The sequence below is a fragment of the Halalkalibacterium ligniniphilum genome (assembly GCF_000334155.1).
Lineage (GTDB): Bacteria > Bacillota > Bacilli > Bacillales > Bacillaceae_D > Halalkalibacterium > Halalkalibacterium ligniniphilum.
This window is the reverse complement of sequence record NZ_ANNK01000004.1, coordinates 1-21,799: the sequence shown is the minus strand read 5'-3', so window position 1 is coordinate 21,799 and position 21,799 is coordinate 1. Positions and strand designations below refer to the sequence as shown.

The window sequence follows — 21,799 nt, the reverse complement described above, 5'->3', positions numbered from 1 at the left end:
CAGCTTCTATCTTTTTAATCAAACATCCTTTACCTCAACACCAAAAGAAGCAAAACAAAAATTAACACGGATTAAACTAAAGATTAACCAGTCTGATCAAGCACGCCGCTCTACGTAACCGTCCTATTTGAAACCTAACTCACACCAATTCGACAAGCCTTTTCCTGGTTATAAAGATTCAGCCTATCATAATTTCCTCTTATAGTTTATGCTTGCCGATTAACCAAAAAAGCTGATACCGATTATGATGACCGATATCAGCTTGCGATTTCATTAAAAAAAACATCTCCCGTCAAAATTTCGCAGCGATTATTTATCAAGGTTAAGCTTTGCTAAAGCTTCGGCTAAGGCAGGGTTCGATAAGCCCTTGTCATCGTCTTGTTTTTTCAAGTATTGAGAGACTTCTCGCTTTGAGACGTTTTTATGCTTGTTTTTTTTCCGTCGTTCCTCAAAGGTTGCTTTCTTCTCTCGATATCCGCAAACACAAGCAAAGATTTGACCTTCTCCTTCCCCACGAAGCTCAAGCTTTTTCTTACATTTCGGGCAATGCGCATTCGTTATACGAGAAACATTCCTTCGGAAGCCACATTCCCGATCCTGACAAACACGCATTTTCCCCTTTTTCCCGTTTACTTCAAGAAGGAGCTTTCCGCATTCAGGACATGGGCTGCCTGTCACATTTTGATGCTTGAAGGTTTTTCCGCTTGCTTTAATGTCGGAGACAAGCGATTTCGTATAATCCATAATCTCCTTCACAAAGCTTTGCTTCGAAAGCGCGCCCTTTGCAATTTGCTCAAGCTTTTGTTCCCATTCAGCTGTTAAAGCTGGGGATTTCAGCTCCTCTGGAACGAGCTCAAGAAGCTGCTTTCCCTTTGATGTGATGATAATATTCGTTCCGTTTTTTTCAATTAAAAAGCTTTTAAACAACTTCTCAATAATATCTGCCCTTGTGGCAACCGTCCCTATTCCCCCTGCCCTTCCGAGGGTTTTAGCCAAATCCTTTTCATCTTCTCCTAAAAAGCGACTTGGATTTTCCATTGCGGAAAGCAAGGTCCCTTCGTTAAATAAGGCAGGCGGCTGCGTCTCGCCTGACGTTTGCACAAGCGTCGTCACAGAAAGCTTGGCACCCACTTTTAACTCTGGGAGCTCTTGTTCATCTTCATCACGTTCATCGGCTCGCTCATAGGCCTCTTTCCAGCCTTCTTTTAAGACCCGTTTCCCTTTTGCCATAAACAACTCGCCACCGATTTTTGCAGTCGCTGTTGTTTGTTCGTATTCCATCGGCGGCAAAAGTACAGCTAAAAAGCGTCGTACAACCAAATCATAGATTTTTCGTTCTTTGTCGCTTAATGTGTGAAGCGTCGCTGTCTGCTCCGTTGGAATAATCGCATGGTGATCCGATACTTTGCTATCATCAACAACGGCTTTCCCTACTTTGATTGGCTGCTTTCGCATCTTCGTGACAAGCTTCGCGTAAGGACCAGCCTGACAAGCGGCGAGACGGTCCTTTAACGTATCAACAATATCACTTGAGAGATACCTTGAGTCTGTTCGTGGATAGGTTAGCACCTTGTGCTGCTCATACAAGCGCTGCATAATGGAGAGCGTTTCTTTTGCAGAATAACCAAAGCGATGATTCGCTTCCCGCTGTAGCTCTGTTAAGTCGTACAGCGCAGGTGCAAATGATTTTTTCTCTTTCTTTTCCACATTTATGATTTCTGCATCTTTGCCACGAACTTCCCTGAGCAGAGCATCGATTCGCTCTTTTTGAAACGATTGGCGCTCATTTGTTTTCTGATCGTACCATGTCCAGGAAAGCTGCGGCTTTGTCGTTGCTTTCATTCCATAATACGACTTTGGTCGGAACGCCTTGCGTTCTTCATCTCGTTGCGCAATCATCGCAAGGGTAGGCGTTTGAACTCGTCCACAGGAAAGCTGGGCATTAAATTTCGAAGTTAACGCACGTGTGGCATTCAAGCCTACATACCAATCAGCTTCTGCTCTTGCAACAGCAGAGGCAAATAAAGGCTCATACGCTTTGCCATCCTTTAAATTCCGAAAGCCTTCCCGAATCGCCTTATCGGTTACAGATGATATCCAAAGGCGTTGAATCGGCTTTTTCACCCGTGCTTTCTCAAGGATCCAACGGGCCACAAGCTCACCTTCACGACCAGCATCGGTGGCAATGACTACTTTTTTCACATCGTTTCGGTTCAGCTGTGTTTTGACGACATGAAACTGGCTCCCACTCTGCTTGATGACCACAAGCTTTAGGGGAGCTGGAAGCATCGGCAAATCTTCAAGCTTCCATGATTTATATTTTGCATCATACGCCTCAGGATCTGCATGGGTTACAAGATGCCCTAACGCCCATGTGACAATGTAGCGATCTCCTTCAAAAAATCCGTTTCCTTTCTTTTGACAGCCTAAAACGCTCGCAATGTCACGACCGACTGATGGCTTTTCAGCTAATACGACCACTTTACTCATAATAAATAAACATCCTTTCAACGATTCCCTATGCTCATCATACCATTCCTTCCCTCTACACTAAAGCTCATCGTTTTAAAGCCATATTTGCTCTTCCCTTTATGGAGTAAAATCCCTCATAGCAATTTTGGCTCAATTCTAGTATGATGTGCTGTAGAATTAAGAAGAGGAGCGGTACGATGAGTGTACTCACAGTAGAAAAGCTAAGTCATACATTTGGCGATCGAACATTATTTAAAGAAGTGTCCTTTCGCCTCTTACCAGGAGAGCACGTCGGTCTTGTGGGCGCTAACGGCGTCGGAAAATCAACATTAATGAACATCATAACAGGCCAGCTGATTCACGATGAAGGTCTTGTAGAGTGGACACCAAATACGCATTATGGCTATTTGGATCAGCATACAAACTTAACAGCTGGCAAAACCGTTCGTGACGTTCTTAAGGAGGCCTTCGATGCTCTTTTTGAAGAGGAAGCACGGTTAAATGACATCACAATAAAAATGGGTGATGCGACACCTGAGGAGCTAGAGAAGTTACTGGAGGAAATGGGAGAAATTCAAGATCGCCTTGACGCAGGTGGCTTCTATACGCTGGATTTAAAAATTGAGGATGCTGCACGAGGCCTTGGTCTTGATGCAATTGGTCTCGAGCGAGATGTAGCAGCACTAAGTGGCGGGCAACGAACGAAGGTCCTCTTAGCCAAGCTACTCCTTGAGCAGCCAAAGGTCCTCCTCTTAGATGAGCCAACGAACTACCTGGATGTGGAGCATATTCAGTGGCTAACCAATTATTTAAAGGAATACCCACACGCATTCCTGCTGATTTCCCATGATACGGAATTTATGAACAAAGCAGTGGACGTTATTTTTCATCTCGAGTTTTCAAAGCTGACGCGCTATACAGCCAGCTACGATAAATTTCTTGAGCTTGCTGAACTCAACAAAAATCAGCATCTCCAAGCCTACCAAAAACAGCAGGATTTCATTAAAAAGCAAGAGGAGTTTATTTCAAAAAATAAAGCTCGTTATTCTACAACCGGACGAGCAAAAAGCCGACAAAAGCAGCTTGATCGGATGGAACGCATCGATCGCCCCGAAGCAGCGATGAAACCGACCTTTGAATTTAAAGAGGCACGAGCGAGCAGTCGTTATGTGTTTGAAGGTGAAGAAGTGGAAATTGGCTACACCCATCCCCTTCTCCCAAAGCTATCGATCACGATTGAACGAGGAGAAAAGATTGCTGTTACAGGCTGTAATGGTGTAGGAAAATCGACGTTATTAAAAACAATTCTCGGAAAAATTCGTCCGCTTAGCGGAAAAGCAACCCGTGGTGACTTTCTCTTCCCTTCGTATTATGAACAGGAAGTGAAAGCAGCTGACGTCACACCGATTGATGATGTGTGGAATGACTTTCCGCATTTGGACCAACATCAAGTACGAGCACGGCTTGCACGCTGTGGTCTGAAAAATGAGCATATTATGCGTCCCCTAAGCCAACTAAGCGGCGGAGAGCAAGCGAAGGTTCGCTTGTGCAAGCTACTTATGGAAGAAAGCAACTGGCTGATTTTTGATGAGCCAACTAACCATTTAGATGTCACAGCAAAGGCTGAATTGAAGCGTGCCTTAAAAGCATACAAAGGAACCGTTCTCCTCGTCTGCCATGAACCTGATTTTTACGAGGATTGGGTCACGAAAATTTGGAATGTGGAAGAATGGGCGAATGAAGCAGCGACAAATTCGTAAAAAAGCAATAAAAGGAAGAAGCGTTCGACTCGTTTCTTCCTTTTATCGTTTCACGTGAAACATTTTCAGTTTTTTTATCGAAATATCTGTCTTATTGGAATGAAGTTGCTCAGGCTTACTCTGATCCAATCGCCCGAACGGTGATACCTGATTGCTCTAATCTTTCTTTAATTAGCTTGGAAAAGTTAACAGCATTTGGTCCATCGCCGTGAATACACACCGTTTCAGCAACAATGTCCACATCGATGCCTTGCTGCGTATGTACCTTTTGCTCTTTGACCATTCGAATTACTTGCTTGACCGCTTCATCCTCATTTTCAATCATCGCACCTTGTTGTCGGCGTGATGTGAGTGTCCCATCCTGCTGGTACGTTCGATCAGCAAACACCTCATTCCCGGTCCGAAGCCCAATACGTTTCCCAGCTTTAACAAGCTCCCCATTGGCAAGGCCAAATAAAATCAAACCTGGATCAATGTCATACACCGCTTTTGCAATTGCTTCGGATAACGACTGATTGATTGATGCCATATTATAAAGAGCACCATGTGGTTTCACATGCTGCATCGTACCGCCTTCTGCTTTGACAAAGGCCCACAAGGCACCAATTTGATAGGTCACCATATCATAAGCTTCCTCAGGAGAGAGATCCATGTTGCGGCGGCCAAAACCGTGCAAATCATAAAGGCCAGGATGTGCCCCAATGGCAACGCTGTGTTCGATTGCTAAACGAACGGTTTTTCGCATCGTTTTCGGGTCCCCTGCGTGAAACCCACAGGCAATATTTGCTGATGTAACATACTTTAAAATTTCTTCATCAGATCCCATTTTATAGGCACCGAAGCTCTCACCCATATCGCAATTCAAATCAATGACACTCATATTCAACGCCTCCTAAACCGTATATTAAACCTTGGAACGGTAATGTAGTTTGATGCCCTGCTTTAGCATGTGAAGATGATGCTCTCGTTCTACCAATAACATTTGCCCATCTTCCAACGAAATTTCTTCAAAACGAACCTCAGCCCCGAGATTTAACTGCGCCATAACCGGCAAATCAACCGTAATGACTTGAGCGATGATCGGATACCCTCCTGTTGTTTGGCGATCAGCCATTAATACAATCGGATTTCCATCTGCTGGGACTTGAATCGTACCAAACGTAACAGCCTCTGAGATGAGCTCCTTCGGTTTCGTTAATTGTAGCTTCGGGCCAGAAAGACGATAACCCATCCGATCAGACTGTGGTTGGACTTTAAATGGTTTTGCAAAAAAGGTCTCCCTGCTCTCATCATCAAAAAAATCATATTGCCGCCCTCTCACGACCCGTATAACAGGCTTGGATTGATAGTTTGGCTGTAAATGTGAAAAGAGCGAAGGTGTCAGAGGTGTAAATAGCATGCTCTCACTCAGCTGCTCACCTACCAGGGCAGCACGCTCTTCTACATATGACGGCATTGATTTTACCTGTAACACGTCTCCTGCTTGAAGCGTACGGCCATCAAAACCCCCAATTCCAGCACGCAAATATGTTGACTGGCTTTCCATCACGAAAGGAAGATCGAAACCGCCAGAAACAGCTAAGTAGGCCCGTGTTCCATTTTTTATTGGTCCGAATGTCAACGTACTTCCTTTACGGACAAACACCCCTCTCCACATCGGGACAGGTTCCTTTTCAATACTCGGGGTCAAATCCCCACCACAGATGGCAATCACCATATCAGCTTCAAATGTGAGAGTGGGCCCAACCATGGTGATTTCTAACACCCCTACTTTATCATCATTGCCTACAAGCAGATTCGCTACCCTTACAGCGAAAGGATCCATTGCTCCACTGGCGATTATTCCAAATTTTTGATAACCGCTTCTGCCTAAGTCCTGGATGGATGTTAACAAGCCCGGCTTTTCGATACGAACACTCAATTTGACCGCTCCTTCTCAAATAATTCGTCATATTCCTCATTTGTAATTGGTTTAAATTTTACGATGTTTCCTGCTTGAAGAAGCGTTGGTGGCCATTGTTCTGGTCGAAATAGACGTAGCGGTGTACGGCCAATGAGCTGCCAGCCACCAGGCGTTTCAATTGGGTAAACCCCCGTTTGCTCGCCAGCAATCCCTACCGTACCAGCCGGTATTGCCAGGCGTGGATTCTCTCGTCGCGGTGTTGCAATCTTTTCAGACAGGCCTCCAAGATACGGAAAACCAGGGGCAAAGCCGATCATATACGTAAGGTACTCCCCCTCAGAATGAATTTGGATCACCTCTTCTGGCGTAAGTCCATTATGCTTTGCTACTACCTCTAAATCAGCACCATGTTCACCACCGTAGCAAACAGGAATTTCCACAACCTTAGGCTCGTATTCACTTATTTCCCCGACCCTCGCTAATGCCTCCTCCACTTTTGCGCGGATAAACTCATAGGGTGTAGGAAACGAGCGCTCTTTATCGGCCAAAAAGACTTTATAGTTATCATAAAAAATCGTCACACTTGTAAAAGCTGACACATACTCGATCATACCAGGAATCGGGTGATCCTCTAAATAAGTAGAGAGCAATTGAACTTTTTGATGCGTTTTACGTTCAATGGCATCGCCTACTGTTACAACAATTGCCGAATCTCCTAAAGGAGACATTTCAATAATGTTCATAGCCACGATCTTTCAACTTCTTCCTATTTTTGTTTTCATTATAGATTGTTTGTTTTTTTTAACATTAGACGAACTGTTTCGAATTCTCTCTTTATAAAAGAGATGATATCACCGTATAAATGTTTTGGGTTGTCCGTTTTTTCCCTCAAGCAAAATCAATGAAAAAACAACCGATCTTGTTTCTCCTACTAAAATGATAATTTTAATGGTACCTAACTCCTTTTTCAACTGCAGATGAAAAATTTTTCGAATGTTCTTTTCGGCCTTTTAAGAAAATATAGCTTGATACTGCTGATGATTTACATGTTTTTCTAAGATTAGGAAACCATATAAGTAGAATTTCAAAGTAGGTGTATAGGGTTAAAATTCCGTTCTTGCACATCACGTATGATTCTAATTGGAGGGATTGCCATGAATGAACAGGACCAACGTATGCCTAGGCGACCAGAGCCTTATTGGCGTGAGTCGACAACGCTTCCGACATTTAAGCCGTTAAAGGAAAACATGAACGTCGATGTGACCGTTGTCGGCGGAGGAATCACAGGCATCACCACCGCTTACCTTCTCCAAAAAGCCGGGAAACAGGTAGCACTCCTTGAAGCTGACGTACTCCTCAACGGCACAACCGGGCACACAACAGCAAAAATAACCGCTCAGCACGATTTGATTTATAACGAACTACTGAGCCACTTCGGCTATGAAAAAACAAAGCTTTATTATGAGGCCACGTCAGACGCGATTCATTTTATCCGAAAGACCGTGGAAGACTTACAGATTGACTGTGACCTAACGACGGAAAATGCCTACATTTATACAAACACAAATCGCTACATCTCGAAATTTGAACAGGAGCTGAAGGCTTACGAGAAGCTTGGGATTGAAGGAGAGCTTGTCGATTCAATCCCGCTCAAGTTACCCATAAGGGCTGCCATCATGATGAAGGAACAGGCTCAATTTCATCCCCTCGCCTATTTGAAGCAGCTTGTTCAAAACTTTATCGATGCAGGTGGGCGAGTTTTTGAACAAACGGTCGCTGTTGACCTGCTTGAAGAACAGCAGCGAAATGTGATCACAAGAGAAGGGTATCGCATCACATGTGATCATGTCGTTGAAAGCAGCCATTTTCCATTTTTCGACCGTGGCTTTTATTTTTCAAAAATGTATGCGGATCGATCGTACATTCTTGGTGTAAAAACGAACGACGATTACCCTGGCGGCATGTATTTAAGTGCCGAGGACCCGAAACGCTCTGTGCGACATTCTACATACAAAGGAGAGAGGCTTCTTATTATCGGCGGTGAAAAGCATAAAACAGGGCAAGGCATGGACACGATGCTTCATTATGAAGCCTTGGAGCGCTTTAGTTATGATCACTTTACTGTCACCGGCATCCCTTACCGTTGGTCGGCTCAGGATTTGACGACGTTAGACAAGCTACCATACATTGGACAGGCTTCAAAGAACCAGCCAAATGTATTTGTCGCAACAGGCTTCCGTAAATGGGGGATGACAAACGGAACCGTTGCCGCCCACTTGATGGCGGATCTTATTTTGGAACGACAAAATCCGTACAAGGAATTGTTCAAGCCAAATCGCTTTACTGCCGATCCGAGCATCAAATCATTTCTTTCGTATAACATCGATGTAGCAAAGCATTTGCTTGACGGTAAGCTGGATAGCACCGAGAAGGGGCCGGAGGAATTGGAGCGAGACGAAGGGGACATTGTTCGTGTGAACGGAAAGCGTGCTGGGGGCTACCGTGATAAAGATGGAACCATCCATCTTGTAAATACAACCTGTACACATTTAGGATGTGAAGTGGAATGGAACCGAGGCGATCGCACATGGGATTGCCCTTGCCACGGTTCACGCTTCTCCTATGAGGGAAATGTCGTCGAGGGACCTGCAAAAAAGCCATTAGAAAAGCTAAATACGGAAGAAGAGCACGGTTAGCCCATTTGCGTTCCGTGCTTTTTTCTTTAGATAAGGGGCCGGAGCTTTCAGGATGATAAAGCAGGAAGCGTGTCGCTCACACCGCCTTCAATAAGGATTGCACTGCTTTTTCATCCATGTAGGAGGCATCCCGATTCACGATTTCGGAGTTTGCTCCACATTCAATTCAATGATGTTTCCATCTGGATCGAGACAGAAAATTTGTGCAAACCCACTCGTACTGTTTGGCTTCTCGATGATCTCGATTCCCTGCTCCGAAAGCCAAGCTACAGTTTTCTCATAGCTTTCTACTCGTAAAGCGAAATGGGCTTCTTTCGGATCAATCATCGGATTCTCCCGCAGCATCCTTGTATTTGGATAAACAATTAAATGAATTTGTTGGTCCCCTACCCCAAACCACGCACCTTCAAAATCAAAAGGAGGACGTTCTAGCTCCGTTAAGCCAAGAACTTCTCGATAAAAATGCTTTGCCTTTTCTAAGTCCGTTACACAGATGCTAACATGATGAAGCGCTTTGTACCGAATCACATGAAACACGTCCTTTCACATTTAGCACATTTTCCCGTCCGACTTCTTATTTCCCAAGCTTTTTCACAAACACAACCTTTAAATAGTCCCCCTCTGGAAACTGTTTGTTCGTGCGAAAATCTTGTGGCAGAGAGTGCTCCTCCAACACTTGATAGGACCTCCCTGTCTCTTGAAAGGCCTTGTCAATAAACCCTTTAAACTTTTTCATATCAACACCGCTATGGTTCGTCGATGCAACAATTACCCCGTTAGCTTCTGTTACAGCAATCGCTTCTTTCAGTAAATTTTTATAGTCTTTTGCTGCGCTGAACGTATGTTTTTTCGAGCGAGCAAAGCTTGGAGGATCAAGAATGACTAAGTCAAAGACCCATTTCTTTTTTGCTGCATAATTGAAATATTTGAACACATCCATCACCACGATATCATGTGCCTCATAATCAATCCCATTCATGCTAAATTGTTCAATGGTTTTACGATGACTTCGTTTCGCCAAATCAACACTCGTTGTCTTTGCTGCGCCCCCCAGTGCTGCTGCCACTGAAAATGCTCCCGTATAGGAAAAAGTATTTAAAACGTTTTTTCCTTTTGAATACTTGTCACGAATCGTTTTTCGAACATCTTTTTGGTCTAAAAAAACGCCAACCATCGCCCCATCGTTTAAGTAGACTGCGAAATGAATGCCATTTTCCTTTACAGCAAGAGGAAATTCCCCACGCTCTCCTTCAACAAAATCATCGTCATCAATGTATTGTCCGTCAGTGTTAAAGCGCTTTTTTTCATAAATGCCTGTATACGACGCAATGGCATCAAGGGCTTTTATCACGTATTCTTTGAACGAGTAAATCCCTTCACTGTACCACTGAATGACATAATAGCCATCAAAGTAATCAATGATCAAGCCACCGATTCCGTCTCCTTCTCCGTTAAAAACACGAAACGCTGTCGTATCAGGATCTTGAAAAAGTCTTTTTCGTTGATTGAAGGCTGCAGAAAGCTTCTTTTCAAAAAATCGCTCATCAATCCTTTCGTCGCGATTTCGTGTAAGAATCCAACCGACGCCTTTGTTTTGCTTGCCGATAAAGCCTCGTCCAATGAATTGGTTCTGCTCGTCCAGCACCTCGACCACTGTACCTTCTTTTTGCAAGTCGTGCTCATTTTTTATTGCCTCTTTTAAAAGTAAGGGATAGCCCCCTTTGACCCGTTTTTGGTATGCGGCTTTTATATGTAAAACGGCCTCACTCATGTTCGTCACCCTCTTTTCCTGTAACGGACGAACTTGGCCTCATCCTAAGCGGAAAGAGCAACCGCTCATGAATGGTTCTTTTTCGTCCGCTCCAGCCTGAATGAAAGAAGCCCTGACGTTTTGTGACGCAGGGCTCCGGTTCTTTCGTCTAGTATACGCTATTTTTTCTTGTAGTTGTACTATAGAGAGACCAGCAAACGATTTACATTGGCGAAAATCATGCTCTGAAAAATAAGCAGAGGTGCATGCGGTCCTCTGTTTAAAACCATTTCGACTTACATCTGCTTATTGATAATCGATACTCCTTCAGGACGGTAATGGATTTTAATATTCGTCATTACTTCCTGTGCTCCTGCATCAATACCTACTTGCTGTGCTTTCTTGATGACCGCTAGCACCTCATCCATTTGTCCCTCCACCACCGTTTCCATCGGGCCAACCTCATACGTAAGACCCGATTCCTTCACAACATCAATGACCTGTGGAATCATACCATGGGTGTCCATATCTTTGCCATTTGGCATCACCTGAAAGCCTGCTGTTACATTTCCCAACGTTCTTCACCCTTTCTCCATTTTAGTATTCTTTTTATTTTTCCTTTTCTCTTTTCTCCTAAACCACACGATTTTTTACATTTCCAATTATTTTAGGCTCATCCCTTGAAAACACCCGCTTTTGAGAAGTAGAAAAAAATAAAATAAATTTAAGGTGTTTTTTAATCAATGACATCGGGTACATTTTTCAGCAAGGAGGCGATAAATATGAAACCAATGTATAAAGAATTTCATAATGATCAGGAAGTTGTTAAAGCGGTTGACTCGTTAAAGGCTGAAGGTGTGAAGGAGGATAATATCTACATTATTACTCATGACGATGATCGTACAGAGCGAGTAGCAAATAGTGCAGACGCAAATACGGTTGGCGCCAATGATATTGGTCTTGGTACATCTGTAAAAAATATCTTCCGTAAAAAGGGGGATGAGCTACGTGCTCAATTTTCAGAGCTTGGCTTCCCTGAGGCTGATGCCGAGCGCTTAGAAGAAGAGTTAGACAAAGGGAAAGTAGTCGTCGTAGTTAAAGATGCACCAGCTAACGTCATTTTATAAACAAACATTATGGAGTCCTTACTATGGTTGAGGCTGACTCAAAAGGCTTGAATCCCTTAAAGGGAGTTCATCCTACCTTGAGTCAGCCTCAGCTTTTTTACATAACGAGCTCTTTTTTAACGGAGAAGTAAAAACTTTCACCCTTTCATCCCCACGGAATTGTATTAAAAAGCTTATTTCCACCTAGGCTACAAGAGCTAGCGTTTCATCACTGCTTCTAGCTCAAACCAATAATGACAAAGAGTTAGTAAGCCTTTATCGTAGTTCTCTAAATGAAAATGTTCATTTGGTGCATGGAAATTTTCAGTTGGTAGACCAAAGCCCATCAATACAACAGGCAAACCCATAATTCGGTTGAAGGTCTCTACAACAGGAATCGACCCTCCCATTCGTGTGTAGACAGCTGGCGTGCCATAAACTGCTTCGTATGACTTTGCGGCTGCTTGCAATGCTGGATGATCAATCGGTGTTGCAAATGGTCTACCACTATCATGACGTGTCGTCGTTACTGTAACACCAGGCGGCGTATATTTTTCAATATGCTTCTCAATTAATGCGACAATTTCTTCTGGATCTTGGTCTGGAACAAGGCGGCAAGTAATTTTTGCATGTGCTTCAGAAGGAATTACCGTTTTCACGCCTTCCCCTTGAAAGCCTCCATATACCCCGTTAATCTCTAGCGTCGGTCGAACCCATGTCCGTTCTAGAGCTGTGAAGCCTTTTTCGCCAAAAAGCTCTGAAACCTCAAGCTCTTCTTTCAGCTTTTCCTCACTTTGATCAAGCTTTTGAAACGCTTCTTTTTCCTCAGGTGAGAGCGCCTTCACTCGGTCATAAAACCCATCAATTGTAATTTGGCCATCTTCATTTCTCATCGAAGCAAGAAGCTGGATGAGAGCATGAAGCGAATTTTGGACGGCGCCACCATATAACCCAGAATGGAGATCGCCCTTCGCCCCTTTCACATCAATTTGCAAGCTGCATAGCCCACGCAGCCCTGTGCAAATGGCTGGCTTCCCTTTTTCAAGCATCGGTGTATCAGAAATCACCAATACATCTGCAGCAAGCTTTTCCTTCATCTCTTCCACAAACGGATCAAGATTCGGGCTGCCAATTTCTTCTTCCCCTTCTATGCAAAATTTTACATTTACAGGCAGTGTCCCTTCCGCTTTCAGGATCGCTTCCATCGCTTTCACATGGATAAATACCTGTCCTTTATCATCACTTGCGCCACGTGCATAAAGCTTCTCATTACGGATTGATGGCTCAAAGGGTGGTGTTTCCCAAAGCTCAAGCGGGTCTACGGGCTGGACATCATAGTGGCCATAAATAAGAACGGTTGGCTTTCCTTCCGCTTTCAACCAATCACCGTAGACAACAGGATGGCCTGGTGTGTCAATCACTTCAACGTTTTCCATCCCTGCTTTCTTTAAGGATTCCGCCGTCCACTCAGCTGCCTTGCGAACATCACCCTTATACTGAGAAATAGCACTAATACTTGGGATTTTCAAAAATTCTTTTAACTCGTTTAAATGAGTTTCACGATTGTCTGTCACATATTGACGGATCGAATCATTCATCTTTGTTCCCCCTATCTTGGTATCTGTACATACAACACTCATTACTATTACATTCTTACCCTTCTTTGTCACCCCTCTATTTCACCAACATACTTAGGGATACTCAAAAGCAAAAGGAAAAAAACTCTTATCCATCATCGGATCATTGAAAACGCTCGATCTCTTCGTCATTTACCTTCACAATCAACTCACCCTTCAAGGCGTGATTCTTTAATCATTCCCGTTCAGAGGGGGATGGTAAGGCAGGAAGCGTCGAATTTTCATCTACAGCCCTTAATAATAAATGTAAAGCAAACAATAGCCCCATAAACGAGACAACTTCCCCCTACGAAGTAAAATCATGAAAAACTATAATCCTTTACCCTATTTCCTCGTTATTAAAAAATTTTTACATATCAGTCAATCAATCACCTTTTTCTCAACATTTCATCATTATTTTGTAACAACCCATGTAAGCTCTCCTTACATAAAACACTCTTCCTGTTTACATTCCATGTTAAGATGGGTAAAAGATTACTAGGGTGAATAGAACATGCGAAAATGGATTTCCGTAGCTGAAAAACGTCAATTTCTTCAATGGTTTTTAAACAGCCAACAACTAAAACGAAAAGAGGCCAGACAAGTCCTCGAGCATATGATAAAAAGACACCATATTCTTGAAAATGTATCGTTCACAGAAGAAATTAAGCTGAGTGAAACGACAATGGTCATTTCAAGTATGAACTCCGATGAGCCTGGCTTCGTCTTTTATTCTCAACAACGAAAGACCGACGATGTTGCAAGAGCCTTAGGTGAATTAATGGCCAACCCATCAAAGAAAGTCAATTTGATTCTTCATTTTTATGGAAAATCATTAAATCACCAATACTTGCAGCTACTTGATGCCCCTGCGAAGGAACGAGTCATGCGGTATAAACAATTTCAGCATTATGCTAAGGAAACGGATCAATTAATTGAAAGCATCATACTGGAAACAGAAAAGGAAGCGCTTCGCCAACAAATTGATGAAGCACTTGACCAGAAAGATGAAGCACGGTTCAAGCGTTTAGTCGCCGAATTAAACGAATTAGAGGCAAAATGAATGTCCAATTAGAAGCATCTATGGGTAGTGTACATGGAGTTGCCATTGACTCGTCCACGTAAACGGGAGCTCCGCTATTCTAACCCTCAGTCCACTTCTACCCTACAAACGTATTTTTTTCACATATAAAGGAACCTGTGTCACTTCAAAAGCGACTAGCTCTCACCTCACTGAATGACAAAAATAACACAACCCCAAAGGCTATGGTTGACCTAAATTTTATACTTTTTGATTAGTCAAAGAAAAAGAGTTTGGGACAAAACGAACGTGTATGATTGAACATGCGAACATTGCACAACCTTAGCGTAGGAAATAGACGTAGACTGCTGCGGGATCAAAGGCAAGGGTGAGACCCCACCGTGCGAAAAGCACGAGGAGGCTCACCAGCCGCCCGCGGAAAGCGAAGTAAATTTCCGAAGCAAATGCTATGCAGCAACGATCATGACGTTCGGATTTCTCATCAATAAAACTCTTTTGTCCCAGCCCCTTTTCGGTACCCGCGCTCAAAGGGGCAAAATGATTTCAACCTCTGTTCCCTTCCCCACTTCACTGTGTATATTCATTTCTCCCCCATGTTCTTCAATCATTCGGAAGCTAAGCATCAGCCCTAACCCGGTTCCATTTCGTTTGGTCGAATAAAATCGCTTGCCGAGATTAGCAAGGTCTGTTTCTGAAATACCCACACCTTCATCTTTAAATGAAAGATGAACCGAATTTTTCTCCTTCCAAATCTTAAGATAAATCGTTCCTTCACCTGACATTGCTTCAATTCCATTTTTAAGAATATTAAGAAAGACTTGTTTTAATTTATTTTCTTCACACCAAATCACTGCTTCTTGCGCCTCTTCATCGATATGCGTTTGTATGACGATATTATGTATAATCGCTTGTGTATTGGCGATTGTCACAACGGTCTCAATGATGGGTAGTAGTGGTTTTGATTCAAACATCATGTCTTTTGGTTTTGCAATTAGCAATAACTCATTCACGATTAAATTAATCCGTTCAATTTCTGAGAGCATGATCCTCGTATACCTTTCATCCCTACTTTCAGATAGCTGCAAAAACCCCTTTAAACTCGTTAATGGATTTCGAATTTCATGGGCGATTCCTGCTGCCAATTCGCCAAGTATATTTAGTTGTTCAGAGTGCTCTAGCCTTTTTTGATTGTCTTTCAGCTCAGTCAGATCTTTCATGACCAACAAATAGCCATTTTTCTTTTCAAAAGACATGTGCGTATAGACGATTTCCACGTCAAGATACTCCCCTTGAGCATTCACGATTTTACATTCAATTTGCCGTTTATCAGGAAGAACGATCATAGAGTTTCCATCGTCATCCTCTTCATTTCGACAAATAAAATCATCGAGTGAGCGATCGATCAGATTTTCTTTCCTTTCAACTCCTAAAAAAACCATGCCCGCATTATTAACATATGTGATTTTATTACAAACTAGAAAGAAAATGGGTGTCGGGATTTTTTCTAAAAAGGTTGCATCTTCAAAGCTTACTTTTTTATTCGTTTGACATAATATCCCATTCCCTGTTCTAAAACGTCTCCATTGAAAAAAAAGAAAAAAAAGCACCATGTTCATGACGAGCAACACTTTGATTTGCCAACTTGATCCACTTGTTATAAAAATAGCAGCGTTTATCGCAGCAAATACCCATGTTGCGATTAGAAAAACAGAATCTGAATCACCTTTTTCTATCTTTCTATTTAAAGGCATGCAAAAACCCCCCTCTAATGTGTAATAAGCCAAGGCGTCTGTCTAGCGGCGATAAGCGCTGAAAACTCTAGCTAGAAAACGATTGTTGTTTTCATAGGAGGAGTTGAAGCGACCTCGATCCGCTGGCGCCTGAAGCTAGACAGCTTTAAAAATTTTAATCATTTATTAGCTACTAAAAAGACCTAGCTTCCCTAAAAAGAAGCTAGGTCATGTGAGGCAACGATCATCATAAATGATTCTCCACAGCATTTACCTATTTGTTATCTAAGACAAACGCCATAACAGATTTGTCTTCTTTCAAATTCCAATCAATGAAAAGATCACGGATATCCCGCTTAAAAATTTCCTCAAACCGACCTTCACGATGAAAATAAGATTTCTCTAGATCATTTTTAGCAACAAGGAGCTCGTCATGGTAGCCTTTTGATAGCAAAGCTTTTTCAACCGGAACCAAAATACCCTTACGAAAAATTAAATAAAGGGTACGTGAGTGAGCATATACCTGCACTTCATCAGGAACTTTCTCTAACAATGCACTAACTCGTGTCACTTCTGATTTGAGCGCTGTCATATTGACCTCTGACTCAACTACGACAGATATTTTCTGTTTTAAAACAAAAATAATAATGCCAGAGTTATTTAGAAAATCCCAATTATGATAGTTATCTTCAACATCAATATTCAGCGTGTTTTCAACCAATTCTCTTAGTTCCGTGATCACTTGGGAAATAATCTTAGCCCTTGCATATTCAATGTACGAACGGTCTCCATGTTCAAGCAACACTTCCTCCATTGGCGATATAAATCCGCGGATATATAGGACTAAATACGTTTCGCAAATGGTTGCCTGGCACGAGGTAGGTCCTCTGCCAAACTTTTGTCTTAACAGCTTACTTGAGTGACTACTTATTTTTGTTAGATGCTCTTGAACGTTCATCACATCCCTCTTCTCAGCAAGGGACCTTAAATTAATGCCCTTAAAACATTAATCCCTCTGATCATATCATAGGTCATGAGTAGGAAAAAAGAGCAATCATTGATTACCCTTTGCCATTTTCCTGTTCCTTTCGTATGAATTTTCAAGATTCTCTCTTAAAATTATACATTTTTACTTTTTCTATAACCGTGTTAGCTTCTGATAAAACCTATCAATATGAGAAAAAAAGCAGCATGATTATGGATGTGTCTATTCTCTTTTATTTCAGATAGAATACGAGAAGATAACGATCGCTCTCATCATCCCAAATAAGAAACAGATCAATTATGGAATGATTCAATACTTTTTCAAATTTTTCTTTATAAAAAAGAAAATCTTTTTTCATTACTCGGGAACGTTCGTTTAACAATTGAGTGTGTCCTCTTCTAAATAAAATTTTTTCAATGTGACCTTGCACACCCTTGCATTCTATAATACATATGGTTGGATGGAGCCGTATGATATTAATTTCGTCCGGAACTTTGTGAAGCGTTGAGCCAATATCGGCCATTAGTTTGCGAAGCGCCTCCTGTTCCCTATTTTGTAAACGAGCACCTTTTTCAATAAATAATAAGAGCCCTGTATTTGATTCATAGTTCCAATCTGCATAAGAGCTAGCTAGCGTAACATCGACACTTCTCACAACTTCTTGCTTAAACTCTTCTATAATCGACCCAATAATCGTCATGCGAAAGTTAAAGGCCTGATCCAACTCCCCCTGTTCCAATAGTACTTCTTCAGCAGGAGTCATAAATTGGCGAATATGGACGAGCATCATCCCTTTTTCATAGGTGGTGTAACAGGTTTCAGGGCCTTTGCCAAATTTTCGCTTCAATCGCTTACTTAGGTAGCTGCTGAGGTACGTTAAATTTTCTTGTTTAAGTTTTTGCTTCATCATTTATCTACATATCCCCCAAAAAATTCCATATAAAAAAAGGCCTAACCTCATTGAGCATGAAGTTAGGCCATGGATAAGACTTCTATTTTAAAATAGTTCTTCCATTTACCATTCTTATTTATGATATATACGATTGGATTTCAATATGAATAAAAAATTACAACAATATTAATGACAGCTAGACATTAATCAGTTTTATTATATCATAGGTCTATTTTAAAACAAAAGAGCGAGACTAAAGTATGGGTAAATAATCCTTATTTTTAAGAAAAAACTCTAAAATTTTTTACTCTTGTTAATTATCAGAAGGGTGCTTCTACTCTTTCTCAACTAAAACTGACTTTATGGCACTTTCTATTTCCCTAATATCCTGTACATCTAAGCGAATCGAGTAATGACTGCCCTTGTTTCCATCGCCACATGCTCAGAAGGCGTAAAGGAATAGCTTGCTTCAACTGTCACATTGCTCTCTTTCCAGCCTTTGTCCATATTCCCTTTACGTACTTTTGTTCGATTGGCAATATTTGTTCTTGGCACTGGAAGCGACCAGACCAAGTGAAAAACTCATTAAAAACGCTAGATGTCCACTTAAGCGCTACTGAGATTGAGCAAATCGATCAAATTTTAAAGGGATAAGATAAGCCCTTAAGTCATAAAGAAAAGCCGTGGCAACTTAGGTCACGGCTTTTCCTCTGCTTTCCTTCGTTATCTTGCTAATTCTATAAGCTCTTTCAATTCAGGGGTAAAGCCTTTTACCGCTCTGTCTTCAACCACAGTAACAGGAACACCCATGAATCCGAATTTTTCAACTTCCTTTTGGTATTCTGTGCTCTCTAACACGTCCCGAACTTCAAAGGAAATGCCTTCCTCTGTAAGCTTTTGTTTTACGATGTTGCATTCAATACAGTCTTTGGTCGAATAGACAATCACTTGCTTGCTCATTAAGCTAGCGCCTCCTTAATCGACTCTTGCGTAATCTTCCAATGAGACGTATGCCACTTCACTTGTCCATCTTCCAACAGGAATAATTGTGGAGACTCATGCTTGATCCCAAATTCCTCGGCAATTTGATTTGAGACAGGACGATCTTCAATGACTAAGACGATCGCCGCTGAAGCATCATTGTCTTTCAAAAATGCTTGAACTTCCTCATTTGCTTTTGCACTAATCGGACATGTTGTACTGTGTTTAAAAAGTAAGTGTTTACCCGGCTGTTGAACAAATTGCTGCAAATCCTCTGACGTGTGAAGTTGTTTCATGGATATGTTTTCAACCCTCTCAATTAAGTATTTTTGTAAAAAATATTTGCATTGTTGTTAAATATTGTAGTGTATAAAAGCCCTTACAGCATTAGCATAATATAGCGCTCATTTTTTTAAAAGAAAAATGCTCAGTGCTTGCAGCAGAAGGTTAGCGATAGCGTTCCTCTTTGAATGGATTCGCTGTCATGGAGTAGCCTAATTCTTCCCAAAACCCTGCTTCATCCTCTTTCATAAAACGTATGCCTGACGCCCATTTCGAGCCCTTCCACAAATAAAAGGAGGCTGGTGGAATGAAGCGCAGTGGATAGCCATGCTTTGGGGTAATGTCCTGCCACTCATGCTGGTTATCCTTCCACCGATAAACAAACAAAGCATCGTCACCTAGCAGTGCATCAAGAGGTAAATTTGCCGAATACCCGAACCGATCACCGTCATAATACCCATAAATCTTTACATATTTTACTTCTTCATTTAGCTCAACCAAATTTACAAGTTCACGCAACGCAATCCCTTCAAAGGACGTACCAAATTTTGACCAGGTTGTCACACAATGCATATCAATGGTTGAGGTCGTTTTCGGTAGCTTCATCATATCAGAAAAGGATAATGTAACTTCTTCCTTCACTTCACCAAACAATTTGAAATCCCATGTGTCCTCATTAAATTGGTAAACATCCCCTTGATGGAGAATGGGCCATGTATCTGTTTCAAACTGACCGGGAGGGAGCTGGTTTCCCATCTCACTTCATCCTTTCTTATGCCATTTTTTATGATGCTCGTTATTTTAAACAACATCATACCGATTCAACGTATAGGATGCAACAGATTGAAACCCATTAGAATACGATTTACATGCGACTCACCTAAGCATTTAAAGCAGAAGCGTTTACCTTCAAGTCGTTCTAGTTTGAGACACGAAAAATAATTGTTACACTAATGTTGTGTTTTAGGAGGGAATGGTAAAAATAAAATGACGATTGCTCACTCCTAACGATACAAGCACTTTTTATAGAAAGAAGATGAAACTATGTCTGAAAATAAAAATGGAAAGCAACTCAGTGACATTCGCTTCTCTGTACTCGATCTTTCGCCAATTGTTGCGGGAGGAACAGCGGCTGATTCGTTTCGGAATACACTTGACCTTGCTCAACATGCTGAAAAATGGGGCTATCACCGTTACTGGATGGCGGAGCATCATAACATGCCATTCATCGCGAGCTCCGCTACTTCTGTGGTCATCGGTCATGTGGCAGCAGGCACATCAAAAATCCGGGTTGGTTCTGGAGGAATCATGCTACCGAACCATGCGCCCCTCGTGATTGCGGAACAGTTCGGAACACTTGAATCCCTATTCCCAGGTCGAATCGATCTCGGTCTTGGTCGTGCGCCAGGAACGGATCAGTTAACAGCCCATGCTTTAAGACGAGACCGTCGAAGCGATGGCCATGATTTCCCAGAGCAATTAGCTGAACTACGTGCCTATTTCGATCCTTCCCTTGCTTCAGGAAGAATGCCCGTGCGAGCGATTCCAGGCGAAGGCTTGAATATTCCCATTTGGTTATTAGGTTCAAGCGGATTCAGCGCACAGCTAGCTGGACAGCTTGGTCTTCCTTTTGCCTTCGCTAGCCACTTCTCACCGAAATACACACTTCCGGCTCTCGAGATCTATCGCCGACACTTCAAGCCTTCAAAGGTCCTTGAGAAGCCGTATGCAATGGTTGGTCTAAACATTGTTGCTGCAGATACGGATGAAAAAGCAAGCCTGCTCGCTACGACCCTACAGCAGCAATTCTTGAACTTGATACGAAATCATGAAGCACCACTGCAGCCACCAGTGGAGAACTTTGATGAGCTCATTACCGACTATGAAAAAGAGGCGTTGAAGCAACAGCTCGGCTCTTCAATCATTGGTAGCGCAAAAACGGTGAAAGAAAAGCTTCAAACATTTTTGGATGAAACTCAAGCCGACGAAATTATGGTCAATGCGCAAATCTATGATCACGAGGCACGCCTTCGTTCACTCGAAATCGTCGCTGACATTACGAAATAAGGAAACAGCTCAAAAGAGGCTGGGACATAACGAACGTGTATGATTGAACATGCGAACAATGCACAACCTTAGCGGAGGAAATAGACGTAGACTTCTGCGGGATCAAAGGCAAGGGTGAGACCCCACAGTGCAAAAAGCACGAGGAGGCTCACCAGCCGCCCGCGGAAAGCGAAGGATATTTCCGAAGCGAATGCTATGCATCATTTCTCATAATAAAAACTCTTTTGGCCCAGCCTCGCTTTTTATCTTACTTTCCATTCGGCTAAACCTACTTATCCCTTAGCCAACAACATTTAACAAAAGCAAAGGACAATGATCCTGCTCACTATTGCCTAGCTAGCAATATCTAGCAATATCTAATTTATAGGAAAAACTGTTTTTCGGGCAAGTGTAATTAGGACTGTAGACCTAGTCATTATGTATCGTTTTTATATTTCTTGTCCAATCTTGTTAACATTTCTGTTTTTTTGACGAAAAAAAAAGAGAGACTTATTCGACAAAAGAAGAGGTGCACAAA

General features: G+C 42.1%; 19 protein-coding genes and 1 pseudogene. 5 read left to right on the top strand and 15 right to left on the bottom strand.

The features are described 5' to 3' along the window. Positions 1 to 309: 309 nt before the first annotated feature. Positions 310 to 2,490 carry a DNA topoisomerase III gene (locus tag BLT_RS0100560; protein WP_017725889.1) on the bottom strand — a complete coding sequence of 727 codons (2,181 nt, stop codon included), beginning with the start codon at positions 2,488 to 2,490 and terminating at the stop codon, positions 310 to 312. 179 nt (positions 2,491 to 2,669) lie between these two features. On the opposite strand from BLT_RS0100560, the gene BLT_RS0100555 reads away from it, so the two are divergent. Continuing rightward, positions 2,670 to 4,232: an ABC-F family ATP-binding cassette domain-containing protein gene (locus BLT_RS0100555; protein ID WP_017725888.1), complete on the top strand. Its 1,563-nt coding sequence runs from the start codon at positions 2,670 to 2,672 to the stop codon at positions 4,230 to 4,232. Between the two features lie 115 nt (positions 4,233 to 4,347). On the opposite strand, the gene BLT_RS0100550 is transcribed toward BLT_RS0100555, so the two are convergent. Genes BLT_RS0100550 through pxpB form a run of 3 tightly spaced genes read right to left on the bottom strand, consistent with a single transcriptional unit; the run spans position 4,348 to position 6,878 of the window. Then, positions 4,348 to 5,112 (bottom strand): LamB/YcsF family protein, encoded by a 765-nt coding sequence (locus BLT_RS0100550; protein ID WP_017725887.1) that lies wholly within the window; start codon positions 5,110 to 5,112, stop codon positions 4,348 to 4,350. A gap of 24 nt (positions 5,113 to 5,136) precedes the next feature. Continuing rightward, positions 5,137 to 6,153, bottom strand: a complete 1,017-nt coding sequence (locus BLT_RS0100545) for a 5-oxoprolinase subunit C family protein (RefSeq protein WP_017725886.1) — start codon at positions 6,151 to 6,153, stop codon at positions 5,137 to 5,139. Then, positions 6,150 to 6,878, bottom strand: a complete 729-nt coding sequence (pxpB, locus tag BLT_RS0100540; protein WP_026104909.1) for a 5-oxoprolinase subunit PxpB — start codon at positions 6,876 to 6,878, stop codon at positions 6,150 to 6,152. Before pxpB ends, BLT_RS0100545 begins: the two co-directional genes overlap by 4 nt. A 411-nt stretch (positions 6,879 to 7,289) precedes the next feature. Between pxpB and BLT_RS0100535 the strand changes: the two genes are divergently transcribed. Then, the gene (locus BLT_RS0100535; RefSeq protein WP_017725884.1) at positions 7,290 to 8,831 is read left to right on the top strand and encodes an FAD-dependent oxidoreductase; all 1,542 of its coding nucleotides are present in this window, start codon (positions 7,290 to 7,292) and stop codon (positions 8,829 to 8,831) included. Positions 8,832 to 8,966: 135 nt separating this feature from the next. Here the strand turns inward: BLT_RS0100535 and BLT_RS0100530 are convergent, their stop codons facing one another. The 3 genes from BLT_RS0100530 to BLT_RS0100520 all read right to left on the bottom strand — a co-directional run bounded on the left by BLT_RS0100530 (position 8,967) and on the right by BLT_RS0100520 (position 11,126). Continuing rightward, complete coding sequence (locus BLT_RS0100530) at positions 8,967 to 9,359, bottom strand: VOC family protein (protein ID WP_017725883.1); 393 nt, start codon at positions 9,357 to 9,359, stop codon at positions 8,967 to 8,969. Positions 9,360 to 9,405: 46 nt separating this feature from the next. Next, a complete protein-coding gene (locus BLT_RS0100525) occupies positions 9,406 to 10,602 on the bottom strand; it encodes a class I SAM-dependent rRNA methyltransferase (protein WP_017725882.1) in 1,197 nt (398 codons plus the stop codon). A 275-nt stretch (positions 10,603 to 10,877) separates the two neighbouring features. Further along, entirely contained in the window at positions 10,878 to 11,126 is a 249-nt protein-coding gene (locus BLT_RS0100520; RefSeq protein ID WP_035425263.1) for a thiamine-binding protein, read from the bottom strand. Between the two features lie 237 nt (positions 11,127 to 11,363). Here BLT_RS0100520 and BLT_RS0100515 point away from each other — a divergent pair, with 237 nt between their 5' ends. Continuing rightward, a complete protein-coding gene (locus BLT_RS0100515) occupies positions 11,364 to 11,708 on the top strand; it encodes a general stress protein (RefSeq protein ID WP_017725880.1) in 345 nt (114 codons plus the stop codon). Between the two features lie 197 nt (positions 11,709 to 11,905). Here BLT_RS0100515 and BLT_RS0100505 read toward each other — a convergent pair whose 3' ends face one another. Beyond that, on the bottom strand, positions 11,906 to 13,285 hold the full coding sequence (locus BLT_RS0100505; RefSeq protein ID WP_017725878.1) for a dipeptidase: 1,380 nt from the start codon (positions 13,283 to 13,285) through the stop codon (positions 11,906 to 11,908). Between the two features lie 532 nt (positions 13,286 to 13,817). On the opposite strand from BLT_RS0100505, the gene BLT_RS0100495 reads away from it, so the two are divergent. Then, positions 13,818 to 14,366, top strand: a complete 549-nt coding sequence (locus BLT_RS0100495; protein ID WP_017725876.1) for a YpiB family protein — start codon at positions 13,818 to 13,820, stop codon at positions 14,364 to 14,366. A 503-nt stretch (positions 14,367 to 14,869) separates the two neighbouring features. On the opposite strand, the gene BLT_RS22550 is transcribed toward BLT_RS0100495, so the two are convergent. From BLT_RS22550 to BLT_RS0100460, 7 genes and pseudogenes are all read right to left on the bottom strand, one after another. Beyond that, positions 14,870 to 16,096: an ATP-binding protein gene (locus BLT_RS22550; protein WP_017725875.1), complete on the bottom strand. Its 1,227-nt coding sequence runs from the start codon at positions 16,094 to 16,096 to the stop codon at positions 14,870 to 14,872. A 253-nt stretch (positions 16,097 to 16,349) separates the two neighbouring features. Beyond that, positions 16,350 to 17,033 carry a Na-translocating system protein MpsC family protein gene (locus BLT_RS0100485; protein ID WP_035425259.1) on the bottom strand — a complete coding sequence of 228 codons (684 nt, stop codon included), beginning with the start codon at positions 17,031 to 17,033 and terminating at the stop codon, positions 16,350 to 16,352. Between the two features lie 259 nt (positions 17,034 to 17,292). Then, a complete protein-coding gene (locus BLT_RS0100480) occupies positions 17,293 to 17,970 on the bottom strand; it encodes a Na-translocating system protein MpsC family protein (protein WP_017725873.1) in 678 nt (225 codons plus the stop codon). A gap of 393 nt (positions 17,971 to 18,363) precedes the next feature. After that, positions 18,364 to 18,510, bottom strand: a pseudogene (locus BLT_RS23535) (molybdopterin cofactor-binding domain-containing protein); the annotation flags it as partial. A gap of 165 nt (positions 18,511 to 18,675) precedes the next feature. Beyond that, positions 18,676 to 18,912, bottom strand: coding sequence for a glutaredoxin family protein (locus BLT_RS0100470; RefSeq protein ID WP_017725871.1), 237 nt, complete (start codon positions 18,910 to 18,912; stop codon positions 18,676 to 18,678). Then, positions 18,912 to 19,235 (bottom strand): bacillithiol system redox-active protein YtxJ, encoded by a 324-nt coding sequence (ytxJ, locus tag BLT_RS0100465; protein WP_026104907.1) that lies wholly within the window; start codon positions 19,233 to 19,235, stop codon positions 18,912 to 18,914. The genes BLT_RS0100470 and ytxJ overlap by 1 nt, the downstream gene beginning before the upstream one ends. A 145-nt stretch (positions 19,236 to 19,380) precedes the next feature. Next, the gene (locus BLT_RS0100460) at positions 19,381 to 19,971 is read right to left on the bottom strand and encodes a molybdopterin-dependent oxidoreductase (RefSeq protein WP_017725869.1); all 591 of its coding nucleotides are present in this window, start codon (positions 19,969 to 19,971) and stop codon (positions 19,381 to 19,383) included. 288 nt (positions 19,972 to 20,259) lie between these two features. Between BLT_RS0100460 and BLT_RS0100455 the strand changes: the two genes are divergently transcribed. Beyond that, the gene (locus tag BLT_RS0100455; protein WP_017725868.1) at positions 20,260 to 21,282 is read left to right on the top strand and encodes an LLM class flavin-dependent oxidoreductase; all 1,023 of its coding nucleotides are present in this window, start codon (positions 20,260 to 20,262) and stop codon (positions 21,280 to 21,282) included. Positions 21,283 to 21,799: the final 517 nt, after the last annotated feature.

Coding starts and splice junctions, on each gene's coding strand:
- BLT_RS0100495 (WP_017725876.1), top strand. CDS start 13,818: ATGCGAAAATGGATTTCCGTAGCTGAAAAACGTCAATTTCTTCAATGG.
- BLT_RS0100535 (WP_017725884.1), top strand. CDS start 7,290: ATGAATGAACAGGACCAACGTATGCCTAGGCGACCAGAGCCTTATTGG.
- BLT_RS22550 (WP_017725875.1), bottom strand. CDS start 16,096: ATGCCTTTAAATAGAAAGATAGAAAAAGGTGATTCAGATTCTGTTTTT.
- BLT_RS0100485 (WP_035425259.1), bottom strand. CDS start 17,033: ATGAACGTTCAAGAGCATCTAACAAAAATAAGTAGTCACTCAAGTAAG.
- BLT_RS0100455 (WP_017725868.1), top strand. CDS start 20,260: ATGTCTGAAAATAAAAATGGAAAGCAACTCAGTGACATTCGCTTCTCT.
- BLT_RS0100550 (WP_017725887.1), bottom strand. CDS start 5,112: ATGAGTGTCATTGATTTGAATTGCGATATGGGTGAGAGCTTCGGTGCC.
- BLT_RS0100460 (WP_017725869.1), bottom strand. CDS start 19,971: ATGGGAAACCAGCTCCCTCCCGGTCAGTTTGAAACAGATACATGGCCC.
- BLT_RS0100555 (WP_017725888.1), top strand. CDS start 2,670: ATGAGTGTACTCACAGTAGAAAAGCTAAGTCATACATTTGGCGATCGA.
- BLT_RS0100525 (WP_017725882.1), bottom strand. CDS start 10,602: ATGAGTGAGGCCGTTTTACATATAAAAGCCGCATACCAAAAACGGGTC.
- BLT_RS0100470 (WP_017725871.1), bottom strand. CDS start 18,912: ATGAGCAAGCAAGTGATTGTCTATTCGACCAAAGACTGTATTGAATGC.
- BLT_RS0100520 (WP_035425263.1), bottom strand. CDS start 11,126: ATGCCAAATGGCAAAGATATGGACACCCATGGTATGATTCCACAGGTC.
- pxpB (WP_026104909.1), bottom strand. CDS start 6,878: ATGAACATTATTGAAATGTCTCCTTTAGGAGATTCGGCAATTGTTGTA.
- BLT_RS0100515 (WP_017725880.1), top strand. CDS start 11,364: ATGAAACCAATGTATAAAGAATTTCATAATGATCAGGAAGTTGTTAAA.
- BLT_RS0100505 (WP_017725878.1), bottom strand. CDS start 13,285: ATGAATGATTCGATCCGTCAATATGTGACAGACAATCGTGAAACTCAT.
- BLT_RS0100480 (WP_017725873.1), bottom strand. CDS start 17,970: ATGATGAAGCAAAAACTTAAACAAGAAAATTTAACGTACCTCAGCAGC.
- BLT_RS0100560 (WP_017725889.1), bottom strand. CDS start 2,490: ATGAGTAAAGTGGTCGTATTAGCTGAAAAGCCATCAGTCGGTCGTGAC.